This window comes from Methylopila sp. 73B, assembly GCF_000526315.1.
In the GTDB taxonomy this organism is placed as follows: domain Bacteria; phylum Pseudomonadota; class Alphaproteobacteria; order Rhizobiales; family Methylopilaceae; genus Methylopila.
The window spans coordinates 1,960,313-1,976,269 of the sequence record NZ_JAFV01000001.1 but is presented as its reverse complement, the minus strand read 5'-3'; the positions used below and the strand labels follow the sequence as shown (position 1 = coordinate 1,976,269).

The window sequence follows — 15,957 nt, the reverse complement described above, 5'->3', positions numbered from 1 at the left end:
ACAACCTCTTCTTGAGGATGCTACGCTTGCGGTTGATATATTATCAATCTCACAAGGTAGCCCATGTTTGTTCGTTTTGAAAAGAAAGATGGCAAAATATCTGGTCACATGATGGCCCTAGAGCGAGATCAACTGTCAGAGACACGTGCCGAAAAGAGTTTGGCGGCGTCCTTGCCCGATAAAATTTCAGACGAAGTAAATATTGAATCCATATTAAGAAATTTTGACACCGATATGGAGGTTTATCAGGGCCCACTTGAATTATTATTCTACTTCAACGCAAAAATAGGACGAGAGATAGTTACGGAGAAGCTCGTTAAATTTGTAACAGAGAAATCACATTCGCGAGAGCTTGGCGGTGATTTCGAAATTTTTGAAATTGATGATGTTCATATAGTCGAACTTATTAAGCGTAGTGAAGAAATAGTCGCGTGGGGAAGGTCTCGTAGAGAACTCCCAAAAATAGCGATCATCGGAATGATTGCTACACTTGACGATTATATTGCTCGACTGGCAAAAGTTGTTTGTATAAACAAATCGTCATACATTTTCGGCAAGGAAAAAACGGTAGCGCTTTCTGATATCCTTACTCACTCTAATCTTGACGAACTTAAAGAAAAAATCCTAAGCGAAGAAGTAGAAAGATTAATGCGGGATGGCCACGATTCTCAGGTACAATGGTTTGAGAAAGCTCTTAATGCTGAAATTATTAAGAATTATCCTCTTTGGCCGGAATTTATGGAGATATGCGCCCGCCGTAACCTTTTTACACATACGTCAGGTGTGGTGTCTGGCTCGTATGTAGCTCTTGGAAAGAAATTCGGTTTCGCTGCGGGGGTAACTGCAGGAACGAAGTTGAGTGTGGATTCGGGATACTACCGAAGATCCGTTCATGTATTGTACGATTTTTATTTCAAACTGGCTCATTTGGTATGGAGAAAGCTAGATTTAGATTGTGGTGTATGTCCAAATGAATCATTAAATATTCATTCCTATAAATTGGTGGTCGATAAAAAATATAATCAAGCAATAGATATACTTGAATACGGGTTAAATATACGCGGAGTTATTTCTGAGAGAACAAAGCGAATGATGGCGATAAATCTTGCGAATTCATATAAAATGATAAAAGAATTCGACAAATCAAAGGAAGTGTTGAGTCGGTTTGATTGGACGGCCGTAAGTACAGATTTCAAGATATGCGTTTGTGCAATTGAAGGTAGGATACCCGACTTGATCTCTTTGATGGAGACGCATGGTCGTGGATCTGAGGATGCGCCCGTTGACTACGAAAATTGGCCTGTATTCCGCGAAGCTCGGAGGGATGCAAAATTTCGTGAGGCGTTTAAAGCAAAATTTGGAATTCCCATCAAAATAAAATCGCCCCGAGTTGGTGTAGATGACGAGGCGTTAGAGGGGAATATTGAAGCTCAGTCGGCAATAGGACAGTCAGAAACGGCCAGCATCTAACGAATGGCTATCGCGGAGGCTGGCGGGCTCTCCCGCGCCGCGGCGTGAGGCTTGGGCGTCAGGCCGCCATGCAGTTGCGGCCGCGAGCTTTCGCCCGGTAGAGCGCGAGGTCGGCGCGGGCCATCGCCGGCGCGAGATCGGTTTCGTGGATTTCGACCGCGCTGACGCCGACGCTCACCGTCCAGGCCGGCAGGCCGGGCGCGCCGGCCGTCGCCGCGGCCAGCACCTGCTCAGCGAACCGCTGAGCGCGCAGTTGGGTCGCCCGCGGCAGCACCGCCATGAACTCGTCGCCGCCGAGCCGGACCAGCGTCGCGCCCCGGCCGGCGACGCACAGCGCCATCACCGCCGCGGCGAAGGTCGCCAGCACCGCGTCGCCGGCGGAGCAGGTGGCTTTCGCTGGAGCGGCCCCGCCAGAGCGAGAGAAACACGCCGGCGTAGGCGATGCTCGCGACCAGACTGCAAAGGCGGAGCGTGTTGAAGTCGGGCGTCGGAAACATAGGGTCGAAAGAGGTGCTGGCGTGAGATCGGCCGCATATTAGAGGCCTTGCATTAACGAAGCGCGCGCGTGCGGCGACGGGCGATCATCACGGCGTCGTGCGTGCGCGGAACCTCAGCCGACTGCCCACGTTCTCGCCTTGAGTTTCCCTTGCGTCGCGTCGGGGATACGCCGTCGCGCGCCGTGAAAGGCCCCTGTCATGCTTCCCCATTCCAAAGCCCTTCTGCTGTCCGCCGCGTGCCTGTCGCTTGCGGCCTGCGGGGAGGAGGCGTCGGTTCCACTGGAGAAGACCTACGGGCCCAATCCGGTGCTCTCCCAGCCGAAGCAGAGCTGGATTCCGACCGTGAAGGTGGCGGACGCCAAGGGGTGGCCCGAGGGCAAGACGCCGAAGGCCGCGCCGGGCTTCACCGTGACCGCCTTCGCCGACGGGCTCGATCACCCGCGCTGGCTCTACAAGCTGCCGAACGGCGACATTCTCGTCGCGGAGTCGAACGCGCCGCCCAAGGACGAGAGCGCTGGACAGAAGAGCCTGTTCGCGCGGGCGAAGGACGCGGTCGCCGGCCTCGTCAAGAACCAGGCCGGCGCAGGCGTCGAGAGCCCCAACAAGATCATGCTGCTGCGCGACGCGGACGGCGACGGCAAGGCCGAGGTGAAGACGGTCTTCATGAAGGACCTGATGTCGCCCTTCGGCATGGCGCTGATCGGCGACCGGCTCTACGTGGCGAACGCCGACGCGCTGGTGGCGGTGCAGTACGCCAACGGCGCGACCGAGATCACGGCCAAGCCGGAGAAGGTCGTGGACCTGCCGGGCGGCCCAATCAACCATCATTGGACCAAGAACGTCATCGCCTCCAAGGACGGCGCGAAGCTTTATGTGACGGTCGGCTCCAACTCCAACGTCGCCGAAAACGGCATGGAGCACGAAACCAACCGCGCGGCGATCCTCGAGGTCGATCCCGCGGCCAAAACCTCGCGTCTGTTCGCCTCCGGCCTGCGCAACCCCAACGGGCTCGCCTGGAACCCGGAGGACGGACGTCTCTGGACCGCCGTCAACGAGCGCGACGAGATCGGCTCCGATCTCGTGCCGGACTACATGACCTCAGTGCAGGACGGCGGCTTCTACGGCTGGCCCTACAGCTGGTACGGCCAGCACGTGGACGAGCGGGTGCAGCCGCAGCAGCCGGCGCTGGTCGCCAAGGCGATCAAGCCGGACTACGCGCTCGGGCCGCACACCGCCTCGCTCGGCCTGACCTTCGCCGAAGGAACCGCGTTGCCGGAGGCCTTCCGCAACGGCGCCTTCGTCGGCCAGCACGGGTCGTGGAACCGGAACCCGCCGTCCGGGTACAAGGTGATCTTCGTGCCGTTCTCGGGCGGCAACCCGGCCGGCGAACCCAAAGACGTGCTGACCGAGTTCATGACGGACGGCACCGCCTGGGGCCGGCCGGTCGGCGTCGCCTTCGACAAGACGGGCGCTCTTCTCGTGTCCGACGATGTCGGAAACAAGGTCTGGCGCGTGACGGCTGGCGCCGCGACAGCCTCCCGCTAAACGCTGAGCTTCTGGAGCTTTCTCTTTGAAGGCCGCGCGTCCCGCTGGACGCGCGGCCTTCGTCCGTTCAGGCCCCATCAGACGATGACCCGGCGGTAGAGGTGCCAGGTCGAGTGTCCGAGGATCGGGAGCACCAGGATCAGCCCCATCAGCAGCGGCAACGACCCGAGCACGAGCAGAGCCGCCACCAGCGCGCCCCAGGCGAGCATGGGAACCGGGTTCTTCGCCACCGCGCGCACCGAGGCGGCGACCGCGGTGCGGACGCGGAGCTTGCGATCGAGCAGCAGCGGGAACGAGATCACGCTGATGGACAGCGCCGCGAGCGCGAACAGGAAGCCGGCGCCGCAGCCGTAGAGGATGAGCTCCCCGCCGCGGCGGGTGCCGAGCACGTCTTCCGCGAAGGCGCGGAGCGAGGTCGGCGTCTCCCACCCGTAGACGCTGGCGTAGATCGCCATCGCCGTCAGCAGCCAGGCCGCGAACAGCGCGGTGAGGATCAGCCCGAGCCTGAGGATCGCGCCGCCCGAGGGCGTCGCGAAGGCGCCCATCGCCGCTTCCCATGTGGCGATCTCGCCCGCCTCGCGGCGCCGGCTGAGCTCGTAGAGCCCGAGCGCGAGGAACGGCCCCATCAGCGCGAAGCCCGCGGTCAGCGGGAACAGCAGCGGGATCATGTTCTCGTGCAGCGTCATCGCCCAGAGCATCAGGCCCGCGAGCGGGTAGATCAGCCCGATGAAAAGCACGTCGGTGCGCGCCGCGAGGAAGTCGTCGAGCCCAAGGCGGAGCGCGATCCCGAGATCGCCGAGGCCGATCCGGCGCACGCGCGGCCGCGTGGTCTCGTACTCCGTCGCGGGTCGTCGCAGGCTGTGGTTGGCGGCCCCGAAGGCCTCGACGCTTTCGCCCAGTCCGTCGACGCCCCATTGCAGGGGATTCCGGATGGCTCCGGTCATGTTCGTAACCTCCCTGACGTTGTGTCGGGAGCCGCTGCGTCAGAGCAAGACGAACGTGACAGTAATCAGAAGTCACGAACGCGCCGCGAACTCCCTTTGGATCGAAGGCTACGCCCGATGACCTCAGGCGTCAGCAGAAATCGCGCGGGCGCGCCTCGCGCGCCGCGACGTTGGCGCTGGGCGTCCGTTGCGCTATCTCGGCGATCGGTTCCGAACCGGCGGCGCAGGCGCGCGGCCGGCCGCTGTCTGGAGACGCCCGCCGATGTCCTACGCCATGATCGACCCCAAGACCCTCGTCGTGCTCGTCACCGGGGCGACCTCCGGCTTCGGCGAGGCGCTGGCGCGCCGTTACGTGGCGGAGGGCGCCAAGGTGGTGGCCACGGGGCGGCGCGTCGAGCGGCTCGACGCGCTCAAGGCGGAGCTCGGCGACGCGCTGCACGTCGCGGCCCTCGACGTCCGCGATCTGCCGGCGACCGAAGCATTGCTCGAAGGCCTTCCGGACGCGTTCAAGAACGTCAACGTGGTGATCGCCAACGCCGGCCTCGCGCTTGGCCTCGGCCCGGCGCAGACCGCGGACATCGCGGACTGGCACACGATGATCGACACCAACGTCACCGGCTTCGTGAACACCGTGCGGGCCGCGTTGCCGGGCTTGATCGCGCGCGGCGGCGGCCACATCGTCACCATCGGCTCGGTCGCGGGCGACTACCCCTATCCGGGCGGCAACGTCTACGCCGGCACCAAGGCCTTCGTGAAGCAGTTCGCGCTCGCGCTGCGCTCCGACGTGCAGGGCAAGAAGGTGCGCGTCACCAACATCGAGCCCGGCATGGTGGAGACCGAGTTCTCGCTCACCCGGTTCAAGGGCGACGCCGACAAGGCGTCGAACGTCTACGCCGGGATGGAGGGCATGACCGCGGACGACGTCGCCGAGACGATCTTCTGGACGACGACGCTGCCGCGCCACGTCAACATCAACCGGCTGCAGGTCATGCCGACGCAGCAGGCCTTCTCCGCCTTCGACGTCAATCGGGGGTGACCCGGGGCGAGACGGGCGTGCTGCGGCGGCTCGCCCGTCTCGTGACGCCGGCGACGCTGCTCGCCGCGCCGCCGCTCGCGCGGGCGATGATCGCCGCGGCGGGCCTTTGCTTGCGGCAAACCAGGATGCGACGCGAACCGGAGGGGAGCGCAGCGCTCGGTGGACGCGTCGGTCGCAAGACCGCTGTTCCACACTCTATGAACGAGGCATGTTCGGTTCGTTCGCTGTTTGAAGTGATCGATCAACCAATCCTAAGCGCGTTCAGGCTATCCTGCCGCAGGTTTGTCGCAGAAGGTCGCTTGGCCCATGAGGGGATCCGGGGCTAAACGCGGGATCGATATCGTGGCGCTGATATGCGTCTACGGCGGTCTCGCCTACGCCACGTTGGTGTTCGGACGCCAGATGGGCGTCGTCGTGGTGTGGCCCGCGACGGCGATCGCCATCGGCATGCTCATCGTCTGGGGCCGCCCCCGCCCGTGGCCGGAGATCGCCGCGATCGGTCTCGCCAACGCGGCGGCCCATTACGCGCTCGACGGCGAGCTGATCCTCTCCGCCGTCCTCGGCGTCGCGAACGCGTCGACCGTGCTGGCGACATGCCTCGGCCTGTCTTGGACGAAGGTCGGGACAGGGGCGCCCTCGACGGTGCGCAAGGTGGTGCGCCTGTTCTTCGTCGCCGCCGCGGCGCCGATTCCCGGCGCGTTGATCGGCGGCGTCGCGACGGCCTCGGTCCAGACGGTCGCGGATCCCTTCCACGCCACAATAGCCTGGTGGCTGGTGGAGGCGGTGAACTTCATCCTGCTTGTGCCGCCTTTCCTGTTCTGGCGCATCCGGCGCGAGCGGCTCGCCGCCCGGCTCGGGGGGTGGGATACCCGGCGAACGGATGCGCGACGTCGGCGGCTGCGCAGGCTGGAGCTCGGCGCGGCGTGTCTCGCGCTCGCCGTCGCCGGCGTGCTCGTGCCGATTACGGGCACCCTGGCGCTGATCGAACTCAGCGCGACCGTGCTGCTGTGGTTCGCGCTGCGCTTCGGCGTGTTCGCCACCGCGCTCACCGCGTCCGTTTTCGCGATCTGCGTCACTGGCGCGGCGTTCTTCGACTTCTGGCCCGACGTCACGGACCTGAACCGCTCCTCCGTCCTTCTACCGCTTCAGGCCATGCTGGCGCTCACCACCGTCCCCGCCCTGCTGGTCGCCGTCATCATGTCGGAGCGCCGGCGCGAGCTCGCGGCGCTGGATCGGGACGCGCAGCGCCTGTCCTTCGCGCTCGAAGGCGCGAACGACGGTCTGTGGGATTGGCACGTGCCGACCGCCGAGGGGTTTTTCAGCCCCAGGGCGTGCCGGATGTTCGGCTATGAGCCGGAGGAGTTCAACGGCTCGAGCGCCTGGGACGCGCTGGTCCACCCCGACGATCTGGCGAAGGCGCGGGCCGCGTTCGACGCCCATGCGGAGGGCGAGACCGCGTTCTACGAGGCTGAGATGCGGTGCCGCCACAAGAACGGCGACTGGGTCTGGGTGCTCGATCGCGGCAAGATCGTCGAGCGCGACGCTGAGGGACATGCGGTGCGCGCGGTCGGCACCCTCACGGACATTTCGGAGCGCAAGAACCTCGAGCAGGCGCTCGAGCATCTCGCGACCCACGACCCTCTCACCGGCCTCGCGAACCGCGGCGTGTTCGAACGCGGCCTCCTGCGCGCCGCCGCGCGGCTTGACCGCATGGGCGGCCGCATCGCAGTGGTGCTGATCGACCTCGATCACTTCAAGCAGGTGAACGACACCTTCGGCCACGCCGCCGGCGACGCGCTGCTGCAGGAGACGGCGATCCGCCTGCGCACCGCCGCCCGCGCGGACGACCTCGTCGCGCGCCTTGGCGGCGACGAGTTCGCGGTCATCGCGTCCGGCCAGACGGCGGCGGAGTTCGACTCGCTGGCGGAGCGCCTCTGCGCCGTGCTCGCGGAGACCGTCTTCGGCGGCGGCTTCGAGGTGACGCCGAGCGTCTCGATCGGCGTGGCGGTCGCGGGCGTCGGGGCGCAGGTGGACGACGACCTCGTGGTCCGCGCCGACCGCGCGCTCTACGCGGCGAAGAAGGCGGGCCGCGGCACCTGGCGGTTCTTCGGCGGGGCGGGACGGGTCGCTTGAAGCGGCGTCAGTTGACGAAGCCGAGCGTCTCGACCGCCAGCCCGTTGTCCTCGAGCCGCTCCACGGCCGCCGTGAAGTAAGGCTCGTCGGACGGAGCCGCCACGATCAGCACGCCGAAGGGATCCCCGCTCAGCGCCCCCATCGAGCCCGCGACGATGCCGAGGTCGAAGCCGAGCTCGCGCGCGACGTGGGTAAGGACGGGGCGCGTCGCGGCGGGGCCTTCGAAGCCGAGGCGGAGCAGGGCCTTGCCCTGCGGCGAGGGAGAGGTCTTGAGCTTGCCGCGCAGGAACGGCGGGAGAGCGGCGCCGGGCGCGGCGGCGGCGAACCGGCGCGTCACCCTGTGCTCGGGCCGCGAGAAGATGCGCGAGGTGCGCCCGGTTTCCACCACCCGGCCTTGGTCGATGACGACCACGGCGCCGGCGAGCGTCGTCACGGCCGCCATGTCGTGGGTCGCGAGCAGTACGGTCGCGCCGCGCTCCTCGCTCGCGCGCGTCACCGCGGCGAGCAGCTCCTGCGCGCTGTCGGGATCGAGCGCGGAGGTCGGCTCGTCGAGCAGGAGCACGTCGCGTCCGCCGGACAGGGCGCGCGCGAGCGCCGCGCGCCGGCGTTCGCCGGTGGCGAGTTCGCCCGGCCGCCGGTTTCGCTCGGCGTCGAGGCCGGCGTAGTGCAGCGCCTGTTCGATCTCGCGCGCGATTTCCGGCTCCGGCCGGCCAGCGCGGCGGAGCGGGGCGGCCAGATTTTCGGCGAGAGTCAGAGCGGGATCCAGAGCGGCGTGCGGCGCGAGCACCCCGACGGACGGCGCGGCCCCCCCGGACGCTGCGATCTCCACGCGGCCGGCGGTCGGGCGCTCGCGGCCTTCGGCCAGCCGCAGCAGCGACGACTTGCCGGCGCCCGACGGGCCGATGACCGCGACCACGCCGCCACGCGGCACCGAGAAGCTGACGCCGTCGAGCGCGACGATCTCCACGCCGTCGCTGGCGCGGTAGGTCAGGCGCACGTCCTCGAAGAGGATGTGGTCCGAAGGGACCGATGGGCTGGGCGCCGCGGCCAACGGCGCAGCGCGGAGAGGAACGTTCATGGCGGGCCTCGAGGCCGACGTTCGCGCCGGCGACATCATCTTAGAGGAGACGCGGCGCGCGGCGAGCGCGCCTTACGACGTAATCGTCAACAGCGTCCGCGTTTCGACGGCGTCGTCATTCGGCGTGTCCTCGGTCGCCGTCCGCCAGAGGGCGTCTGGCGCGGCGTGTTGGCGAAGCGGCGGCGCTTCGCCTGTTGCTGGCGGTCGGCGGCCTGCCTCAGGCGATCGTGGGATCGTCCGCGCGTCGAGCCGCGGCTCGACCCGATGGCCGTAACGTCGGCACCATGCCCGCCGCATCGATGAAGGTCAATTGAAAAGCATATAGATTTTGTAGATTGTAATTATGATCATTTGGATTTCGGCGATAGACGCGTGCTCGTCCTGTCGAGGGACGCGCCGACGTTGACGCGGGCCTGAAGCCGCGTAAGCCAAGCGTCCTCCGCCCGCCTTCTCGTCTCTCCCGTCCGCGTGTCGCTCCCCAGCATGTCGCTTCGCTTCAACCCCGTCTTCGCCGACCTGCCCGTCACCGTGTTCGAGACCATGTCCCGGCTCGCGCGGGAGACCGGCGCGATCAACCTCGGCCAGGGCTTTCCCGACGCCCCCGGTCCCGCCGACGTGCGGGCCAAGGCGGCGGAGGCCGTGGTCGACGGCTGGAACCAGTACCCGCCGATGATGGGCCTGGCCGAGCTGCGCGCCGCGGCGGCGGCGCACTACGCCCGTTGGCAGGGGCTCGATCTCGATCCCGATGCGGAGGTGATGGTGACCTCGGGCGCGACCGAAGCGCTCGCCGGCGCGCTGTTCGCGCTGGTCGAGCCCGGCGACGAGGTCGTGCTGCTGCAGCCGATGTACGACGCCTATCTGCCGCTCGCGCTGCGGGCCGGCGCGACGCCCCGCTTCGTGAAGCTTTCGCCGCCGGACTGGCGGCTGGACGAGGCCGCGTTGAAAGCCGCCATCGGCCCGCGCACCAAGGCCGTGCTGCTGAATAATCCGCTCAACCCCGCGGGCGCCGTCTATGGCCGCGAGACGCTGGAGGCGGTGGCCCGCGCTGTGGAGGGCACGGACGTGGTGGTGATCTCGGACGAGGTCTGGGAGCACGTCACCTTCGACGGCGCGGCCCACGTCTCCGCGCTCGCCGTCGAAGGGCTCAAGGACCGCACGGTGAAGATCGGCTCGGCGGGCAAGATCTTCGCAATGACAGGCTGGAAGGTCGGCCTCGTCTGCGCGCCCCGGCTCCTGATGGGCGCGCTGTCGAAGGCGCACCAGTATCTCACCTTCACCACCCCGCCCAACCTGCAGGCGGCGGTCGCCTATGGGCTGGCCAAGGAGGACGCGTGGTTCCACGCCATGCGGGCGGGGCTGCAGGCCAAACGCGACCGGTTCGCCGAGGGCCTCGCGAGCGCCGGCTTCACGGTTCTTCCGACGCAGGGAACCTACTTCCTCAACATCGACCTCGCGCCGCTCGGCGTGGCCGACGACGTCGCCTTCTGCACGCGGCTGGCGCGCGAGGGCGAGGTCGTCGCGATCCCCGTTTCGGCGTTCTACGCCGAGGACAAGGTGACGACCGTCGCCCGTTTCTGCTTCGCCAAGGACGACGCGGTGCTCGACGCCGCGCTGGAGCGTCTTGGCCGTTTTTTGCGGTGACGGGTCGCGCCGCGCAGGGCGGCGGCCCTGCGCGTTAGTCGCGGTCGTCGAGAGCGCGGGCGCAGAGCACGTCCACGAGGGTGACGCCGACCACGACCGCGAAAGCCGCGATCGCCGCCTTCCGCTTCGGGTTGTCGCGGCTGAGCGCCGGGGCGATCGTCGCGATGTCCATCGCGTCGCCGGCGACGCGCGCCCAGATCCACAACGAGCGTCCGCGGCCCCTTCGCCAGCCGAACAGGCCCGCGCCGGTCGCCATCTCGCGCGCGCCGAAGCCCTTCAGGAACTGGTGGTTCGCCGACAGGCCGAGCGAGCGCGACAGCCGCCCTGGCGCGGCCAACTCCACCGCCGCGAGGGCGAGCGTCAGCCAGCCGAGCGCCGTGGAGGCGATTTCCGCGTCGCGGCGCGACGGTGTGGGGATGAGTGCGGCCATCGTCGGGTCCTCGAACAAGATTCGGCGTCGCCGACCGAAGTGGGGCGGACCGCCGGCGGGACCAGAGGGCGGGGATCAGCCCTGCGGACGCTCGGCCGCGGCGCGGTCCAGCCTCGACATCTGGGGCGTCAGCACACGGACGCCGCCGGCCCGGCACTTCGCCGCGAACTCCGCCGGCGGCGCGCCGTCGGACACGATCGCGTCGACCGCCGAGAGCTGGCACACCTTCACCGGAGCCTCGCGGCCGAACTTGGTCGCGTCCGCGATGATCCAGGTCTCCTGCGCCTGCTGCAGGGCCGCGCGGGCGAATTCGGCCTCGAACAGATGGAAATCGCCGAGTTCGCCGCCGAGCGTGATGCCGCCGACCGAGATGAAGGCGTAGCGCACCTGAAATTGCCGCACGAACTCGATCGCGGAGGGGCCGATCCCCGAGCCGTCCTCGCCGGAGAGTTCGCCGCCCGCGAAGAACACGCGGTTGCCGTTCCGCGAGGCGAGGCGATAGGCGATCTGGACGGAGTGGGTGACGACCGTCAGGCGCGAGTGCGACGCGAGCGCGTCGGCGACGTAGGCGGAGGTCGTGCCGTTGTCGAGGATCAGGCTGTCGCCGTCGCGGACCTGATCCCGCACGATGCCGGCCAGCGCCCACTTGGCCTCGTGGTTCACCTGCATGCGCCGCTGGAACGGCGGCTCGTCGACCGCCTCCGGCAGCATCACGCCGCCGTGGAAGCGCAGCAGCGCGCCGTCGTCGATCAGCGGCTGGACGTTGCGCCGGATCGTCTCGGTCGAGACCGCGAGCCGCGTGGCGAGCTCGGCGATGCTGAAGCTGCCGTTCGCCCGGACGGCCTGCAGGATGTCGTTCTGGCGCTTCAGCGACATTGCGGGGTCTCGCGGGGCTCTGAGCGGGGCGACGCTGTTCCCAGAACCTAGGCGCAAAGCCTCGTCGCCGACAGTCAAAACGTCATACTGGGCGCCGGATTGCGTGGCGATGCGCCGGTTCAGCCGGCCATGGCCGCGAACTCGGCGAGCGCCCGCTCGAACCGCGCCAGGTTTTCGGCGGTGTAGGCCTGGTAGTCGAAGTCGATCGTCGACTCGCTCTCCGACACCATGCTCCACAGCGCCTCGCGCAGCAGCGAGGCGACGAGCATCGCCTGCAGCCGCAGCCGCAGGCGGTCGTCGGGCGCGCGCCCGTAGTAGATCGCGAGCAGTTCGTCGCGCTGCGCCGGGCTGAAGCCGTTGTTGGAGGCGAGGCCGCCGAGGTCGAACAGCGGCGTGTTGAAGCCGCCGTAGTCCCAGTCGATCAGCCAGAGCCGATCGCCGTCGTCGAGGAAGTTGCCGGGCAACAGGTCGTTGTGGCCGAAGACGATCTCGGTCGGCCCGAGCGTCGCCTCCAGCCGCTCGGCGACGCGCGCGTAGCGGGGGAGGTCGCCGGCCAGCCGATGGCCGCGCTCGCGCAGGGCGTGGACGTAGGAGCGCAGGATGTGGAAGGTCCAGAAGGCAAGCGCCGGCCCGCGGATTTCGCGGGTCACCTCCCGGTGGGCGCGGCGGATCAGCTCGGCGACCCGCGGCAGGTGGTCCCGCACGTCCTGTTCGGTGAAGGTGCGGGCCTCGATGTAGTCGATGACGATCAGGCCGGGCTCGAAATGGCGCAGCGCGGGCGAGACGCCGGCGCGCTCAGCCGCCAATGACGCCGCCCGTTCGTTGAAGCGCATGACGTTGTGCGCGGGGATGTCTTCGCCGAGCCGCACCACGAAGCGCGCCCCGCCGTCCTCCACCAGGAAGTTGCTGTTGGTGATTCCGCCCGCGAGCGGCCGCGGCTCGACCTTGCCCGTCCAGAGCGGCAGCGCGCGGATGCGGTCGAGCGCGTTCGTCGTCACGCGGCGAGCCCGGTGCGCCTGCGCAGGCGTTCGGCGGCCGCCGAGATCAGCCGGTCGGCCACCATGCCGATGAAGGCGACGCAGACGCCCGCGACCAGCCCGCGGCCGACGTCGGCCTTCGATAGCGCCATGTAGGTCTCCTGGCCCAGATCGCGCGTGCCGACGAGCGCGGTGATCACGAGCATGGACAAGGCCAGCATGATCGTCTGGTTGAGGCCGAGCAGAATGTCGGGCGCCGCCAGCGGCAGGCGAATGCGGGTGAGCAGCTGCCGGCGGCTGCAGCCGGTCATCTGGCCCGCCTCGATCAGCGTGGCGGGGACGCGGCGCACGCCGTGGGCGGTGTAGCGGATGGCGGGCGCGACGGCGTAGAGCACGATCGCGATCAGCGCGGTGAAGTCGCCGACCCGGAACAGCATCACGATCGGGATGAGGTAGATGAAGGCCGGCAGCGTCTGCAACGTGTCGATGACGGCCTCGACCACCCGCCACAGCCGCGGACGGTTGGCGGCGGCGACACCGATCGGCACGCCGATCGCGACCGAGATGACCACCGCGACGCCGCAGAGATAGACGGTCAGCATCGAGGTCTGCCACAGGCCGACCACCGCCAGGAACAGCGTCATCGCGCCCGTGGTCAGCGCCAGCCGCAGGCCTCCGAGCCGCCAGCCGGCCAGCATGACCAGCGCCACGACCCACGGCCATGGCAGGGCGAGCATGAAGCGCTTCACGGGCGTCAGCACGTTGAGCAGCGCCGCGGTGCGGATCGCGTCCAGCGCGCTGAAGAAGTTGACGTTGATCCAGCTGACGAGCTGGCTCCAGTACGGTGCAGTCGAGAGTCTCCAGCCGTCGGGGTAGAGCGCGATCTGCGGCCAGACCGCCGCGGCGATCCAGAGCAGCAGGGCCGCGACGAGCGCGGCGCGCACCGCCAGACGCCGGCCGGCCGCCCCCGCGCCGTCCTCCTTCGCCACGCGCTCGGCGCGCTGCGCCATCGCTTGCGCGAAGCGGTCGAGCAGCACCGCGAGCACCGTGATGGCGAGGCCCGCCTCCAGCCCGCCGCCGATGTCGAGCCGCCGCAGCGCCGCCAGCACGTCCCAGCCGAGACCGCCGGCGCCGATCATCGAGGCGATGATGACGACGTTGAGCGAGAGCATGATCACCTGATTCACGCCCACCATCAGCGCGGGCAGCGCGCTTGGGACGAGCATCTTCCAGGTGATCTGGCGCCGAGTGCAGCCGGACATGACGCCGAGCTCGCGGATCTCCTCCGGCACGGCGCGGATCGCGACGATCGTCACCCGCACCATCGGGGGCAGGGCGTAGATCACCGTCGCAACCATCGCGGAGGCGGGGCCGAAGCCGAACAGGATCAGCATCGGCAGCAGGTAGGCGAAGACCGGCATGGTCTGCGCCATGTCGAGCAGCGGCGACATGAGGCGCTCGAGCGTTCGCCAGCGGACGCAGGCGAGGCCGATCAGCAGGCCGCCGGCCGCCCCGATCACGCTCGCGACCAAGACCGAGGCCAGCGTGATCATGGCGCTCGCCCATTGGCCGAAGACGGCGAGATACAGCAGTCCCGCCGCCATGCCGAAGGCGAGCCTGCGCCCGCCCACGGCGTAGGCCGCGGCGGAGCTCGCCAGGATCATCGCGAACCATGGGATCGGCGGCACGAGGGTCGTGGCGCTTGCGCCCGCGCCCTGCACGACGCCGGTCGCGAGCACCGCCTTCGCCGCGAACAGCACCGCGTCGAGCGCGCTCGCGACGCCGCGGGTGAGGTCGCGCACCGTGAACAGGCCGAGCGACGCGGTCTCCATCAGCCACTTCATGAAGGCCGAGATCCACGCCGGCAGCGGCGCCTGCCACGCGAGCGGGTATTTCCACGCCCAGGCCGGCAGCGCGCTCGTCGGCAGCGACACGAAGACCGCGGTGACGAGGACGAGCGCCAGGGGGACGGCGAAGCGCAGCAGGGGGACGCCCGCGCGCGGCGTCGCCGGCGGATGCGTCGCGGCGGCGACGCTCACGCCGCGACGGCCTTCCGCTCGCGGCCGACCAGAACGTCGATCATCGCGAGCCGGTCGACCACGCCGATCACAGCGCCGCCGTCGACCACCGCGAAGGGCCGGTCGGCCGCCTCGACCTCGTGGGCGAAGGAGGCGATGCGCGCGCGGGCGTCGACGCGGCCGGCGAACTCGGCGCCCGACGGCGCGGGCGCCATCACGGAGCGTGCGGTCAGGATCTTGGCCCGCGGCGCCTCCTGCGTGAAGGCGCGGACGTAGTCGGTCGCAGGGCGCAGCACGAGCTCCTCCGCCGTGCCGATCTGTTCGATGCGGCCATCCTTCATGATGGCGATGCGATCCGCGATCCGCACCGCCTCGTCGAAGTCGTGGGTGATGAAGACGATGGTCTTCTTCAGCAGGCCTTGCAGCCGCAGCACCTCGTCCTGCATCTCGCGGCGGATCAGTGGGTCGAGCGCCGAGAACGGCTCGTCGAGGAACCAGAGGTCGGGCTTCACCGCGAGCGAGCGGGCGATGCCGACGCGCTGCTGCTGGCCGCCGGAGAGTTCGCGCGGGAAGCGGCCCTCGCGGCCCGACAGGCCGACGAGCCGGATCATCTCCAGCGCCTTGGCCTCGCGTTCCGCCTTCCTCACGCCCTGCACGTCGAGCGGGAAGGCCACGTTGCCCAGCACTGTGAGATGCGGCAGCAGGGCGAAGTTCTGGAACACCATGCCCATCTGGTGCCGGCGGATCTGCAGGAGGTCGCCCTCGGCCATGGTGCTGAGGTTCTTGCCCTCGAACAGGACCTCGCCGGCGCTGGGCGGCGTGAGGGCGGAGAGGCAGCGGACGAGCGTGGACTTGCCCGAGCCCGACAGCCCCATGATCACGAAGGTTTCGCCGCGGGCGATCTCAAGGTCGACGTCGCGGACGGCCGAGACGACGCCTGCGGCCGCGAGCTCCTCCGGCGCGCCTCCAAAACGCCCGTCGCGGACGAAGCGCGAGGCCTTGGCTCCGTAGAGCTTGGCGACGCCTTTGCAGGCGAGGATGGGGTGGCTCATCGACAGCTCCGCGCGACGGTTGCTGACACGTCCCGCCTAAGCGCCGATGGGACGCAGGGCGAGGAAACGAAGCGTAAAGAGGCCCCTGCGGGCCGTTCGGCGAGGCCGATTGGCTCGGAGGTGGTGCGTGCTTCGAGACGCCCGCCGAAAGGCGGGCTCCTCAGCATGAGGACGTCCGGGAGCATGACACTGTCTGGAGCTCGCGAACGTCCTGGCCTCAAAATCAAACACCTCCTCATGCTGAGGAGCGGCCCGGAGGG

Annotated in this window: 12 protein-coding genes and 1 pseudogene; 5 read left to right on the top strand and 8 right to left on the bottom strand. The window is 67.9% G+C overall.

The window, feature by feature from the left end; all coding sequences use genetic code 11:
- Positions 1-63 precede the first annotated feature (63 nt).
- Entirely contained in the window at positions 64-1,470 is a 1,407-nt protein-coding gene (locus tag K244_RS23550) for a hypothetical protein (RefSeq protein WP_155931666.1), read from the top strand.
- Between the two features lie 58 nt (positions 1,471-1,528).
- On the opposite strand, the pseudogene K244_RS0109585 reads toward K244_RS23550, so the two are convergent.
- Positions 1,529-1,840: pseudogene (locus tag K244_RS0109585) on the bottom strand (GGDEF domain-containing protein); the annotation flags it as partial.
- Positions 1,841-2,165: 325 nt separating this feature from the next.
- Between K244_RS0109585 and K244_RS0109580 the strand changes: the two are divergent.
- Positions 2,166-3,512, top strand: a complete 1,347-nt coding sequence (locus tag K244_RS0109580) for a sorbosone dehydrogenase family protein (protein ID WP_020186040.1) — start codon at positions 2,166-2,168, stop codon at positions 3,510-3,512.
- Between the two features lie 77 nt (positions 3,513-3,589).
- On the opposite strand, the gene K244_RS0109575 is transcribed toward K244_RS0109580, so the two are convergent.
- Positions 3,590-4,456: a DUF2189 domain-containing protein gene (locus K244_RS0109575; RefSeq protein ID WP_020186039.1), complete on the bottom strand. Its 867-nt coding sequence runs from the start codon at positions 4,454-4,456 to the stop codon at positions 3,590-3,592.
- Positions 4,457-4,718: 262 nt separating this feature from the next.
- On the opposite strand from K244_RS0109575, the gene K244_RS0109570 reads away from it, so the two are divergent.
- Positions 4,719-5,492, top strand: coding sequence for an SDR family NAD(P)-dependent oxidoreductase (locus tag K244_RS0109570; protein WP_020186038.1), 774 nt, complete (start codon positions 4,719-4,721; stop codon positions 5,490-5,492).
- A 342-nt stretch (positions 5,493-5,834) separates the two neighbouring features.
- Positions 5,835-7,625, top strand: coding sequence for a diguanylate cyclase (locus tag K244_RS22650; RefSeq protein WP_024816412.1), 1,791 nt, complete (start codon positions 5,835-5,837; stop codon positions 7,623-7,625).
- Positions 7,626-7,632: 7 nt separating this feature from the next.
- Here K244_RS22650 and K244_RS0109560 read toward each other — a convergent pair whose 3' ends face one another.
- The gene (locus K244_RS0109560; RefSeq protein WP_020186037.1) at positions 7,633-8,703 is read right to left on the bottom strand and encodes an ATP-binding cassette domain-containing protein; all 1,071 of its coding nucleotides are present in this window, start codon (positions 8,701-8,703) and stop codon (positions 7,633-7,635) included.
- A gap of 483 nt (positions 8,704-9,186) precedes the next feature.
- Between K244_RS0109560 and K244_RS0109555 the strand changes: the two genes are divergently transcribed.
- A complete protein-coding gene (locus K244_RS0109555) occupies positions 9,187-10,344 on the top strand; it encodes an aminotransferase (RefSeq protein ID WP_024816411.1) in 1,158 nt (385 codons plus the stop codon).
- Positions 10,345-10,378: 34 nt separating this feature from the next.
- Here K244_RS0109555 and K244_RS0109550 read toward each other — a convergent pair whose 3' ends face one another.
- The 5 genes from K244_RS0109550 to K244_RS0109530 all read right to left on the bottom strand — a co-directional run bounded on the left by K244_RS0109550 (position 10,379) and on the right by K244_RS0109530 (position 15,697).
- Positions 10,379-10,774: a hypothetical protein gene (locus tag K244_RS0109550; protein WP_020186035.1), complete on the bottom strand. Its 396-nt coding sequence runs from the start codon at positions 10,772-10,774 to the stop codon at positions 10,379-10,381.
- 75 nt (positions 10,775-10,849) lie between these two features.
- Positions 10,850-11,650, bottom strand: coding sequence for a DeoR/GlpR family DNA-binding transcription regulator (locus K244_RS0109545; protein WP_020186034.1), 801 nt, complete (start codon positions 11,648-11,650; stop codon positions 10,850-10,852).
- 119 nt (positions 11,651-11,769) lie between these two features.
- Positions 11,770-12,648, bottom strand: coding sequence for a choline kinase family protein (locus tag K244_RS0109540; RefSeq protein ID WP_020186033.1), 879 nt, complete (start codon positions 12,646-12,648; stop codon positions 11,770-11,772).
- Positions 12,645-14,666 (bottom strand): ABC transporter permease subunit, encoded by a 2,022-nt coding sequence (locus tag K244_RS0109535; protein ID WP_020186032.1) that lies wholly within the window; start codon positions 14,664-14,666, stop codon positions 12,645-12,647. Before K244_RS0109535 ends, K244_RS0109540 begins: the two co-directional genes overlap by 4 nt.
- On the bottom strand, positions 14,663-15,697 hold the full coding sequence (locus K244_RS0109530; RefSeq protein ID WP_020186031.1) for an ATP-binding cassette domain-containing protein: 1,035 nt from the start codon (positions 15,695-15,697) through the stop codon (positions 14,663-14,665). Before K244_RS0109530 ends, K244_RS0109535 begins: the two co-directional genes overlap by 4 nt.
- Between the last annotated feature and the right edge of the window lie 260 nt (positions 15,698-15,957).

Bases quoted from the DNA above. Each gene is read 5' to 3' on its own strand.
- K244_RS23550 (WP_155931666.1), top strand. From the start codon at position 64: ATGTTTGTTCGTTTTGAAAAGAAAGATGGCAAAATATCTGGTCACATG.
- K244_RS0109580 (WP_020186040.1), top strand. From the start codon at position 2,166: ATGCTTCCCCATTCCAAAGCCCTTCTGCTGTCCGCCGCGTGCCTGTCG.
- K244_RS0109575 (WP_020186039.1), bottom strand. From the start codon at position 4,456: ATGACCGGAGCCATCCGGAATCCCCTGCAATGGGGCGTCGACGGACTG.
- K244_RS0109570 (WP_020186038.1), top strand. From the start codon at position 4,719: ATGTCCTACGCCATGATCGACCCCAAGACCCTCGTCGTGCTCGTCACC.
- K244_RS0109560 (WP_020186037.1), bottom strand. From the start codon at position 8,703: ATGAACGTTCCTCTCCGCGCTGCGCCGTTGGCCGCGGCGCCCAGCCCA.
- K244_RS0109555 (WP_024816411.1), top strand. From the start codon at position 9,187: ATGTCGCTTCGCTTCAACCCCGTCTTCGCCGACCTGCCCGTCACCGTG.
- K244_RS0109550 (WP_020186035.1), bottom strand. From the start codon at position 10,774: ATGGCCGCACTCATCCCCACACCGTCGCGCCGCGACGCGGAAATCGCC.
- K244_RS0109545 (WP_020186034.1), bottom strand. From the start codon at position 11,650: ATGTCGCTGAAGCGCCAGAACGACATCCTGCAGGCCGTCCGGGCGAAC.
- K244_RS0109530 (WP_020186031.1), bottom strand. From the start codon at position 15,697: ATGAGCCACCCCATCCTCGCCTGCAAAGGCGTCGCCAAGCTCTACGGA.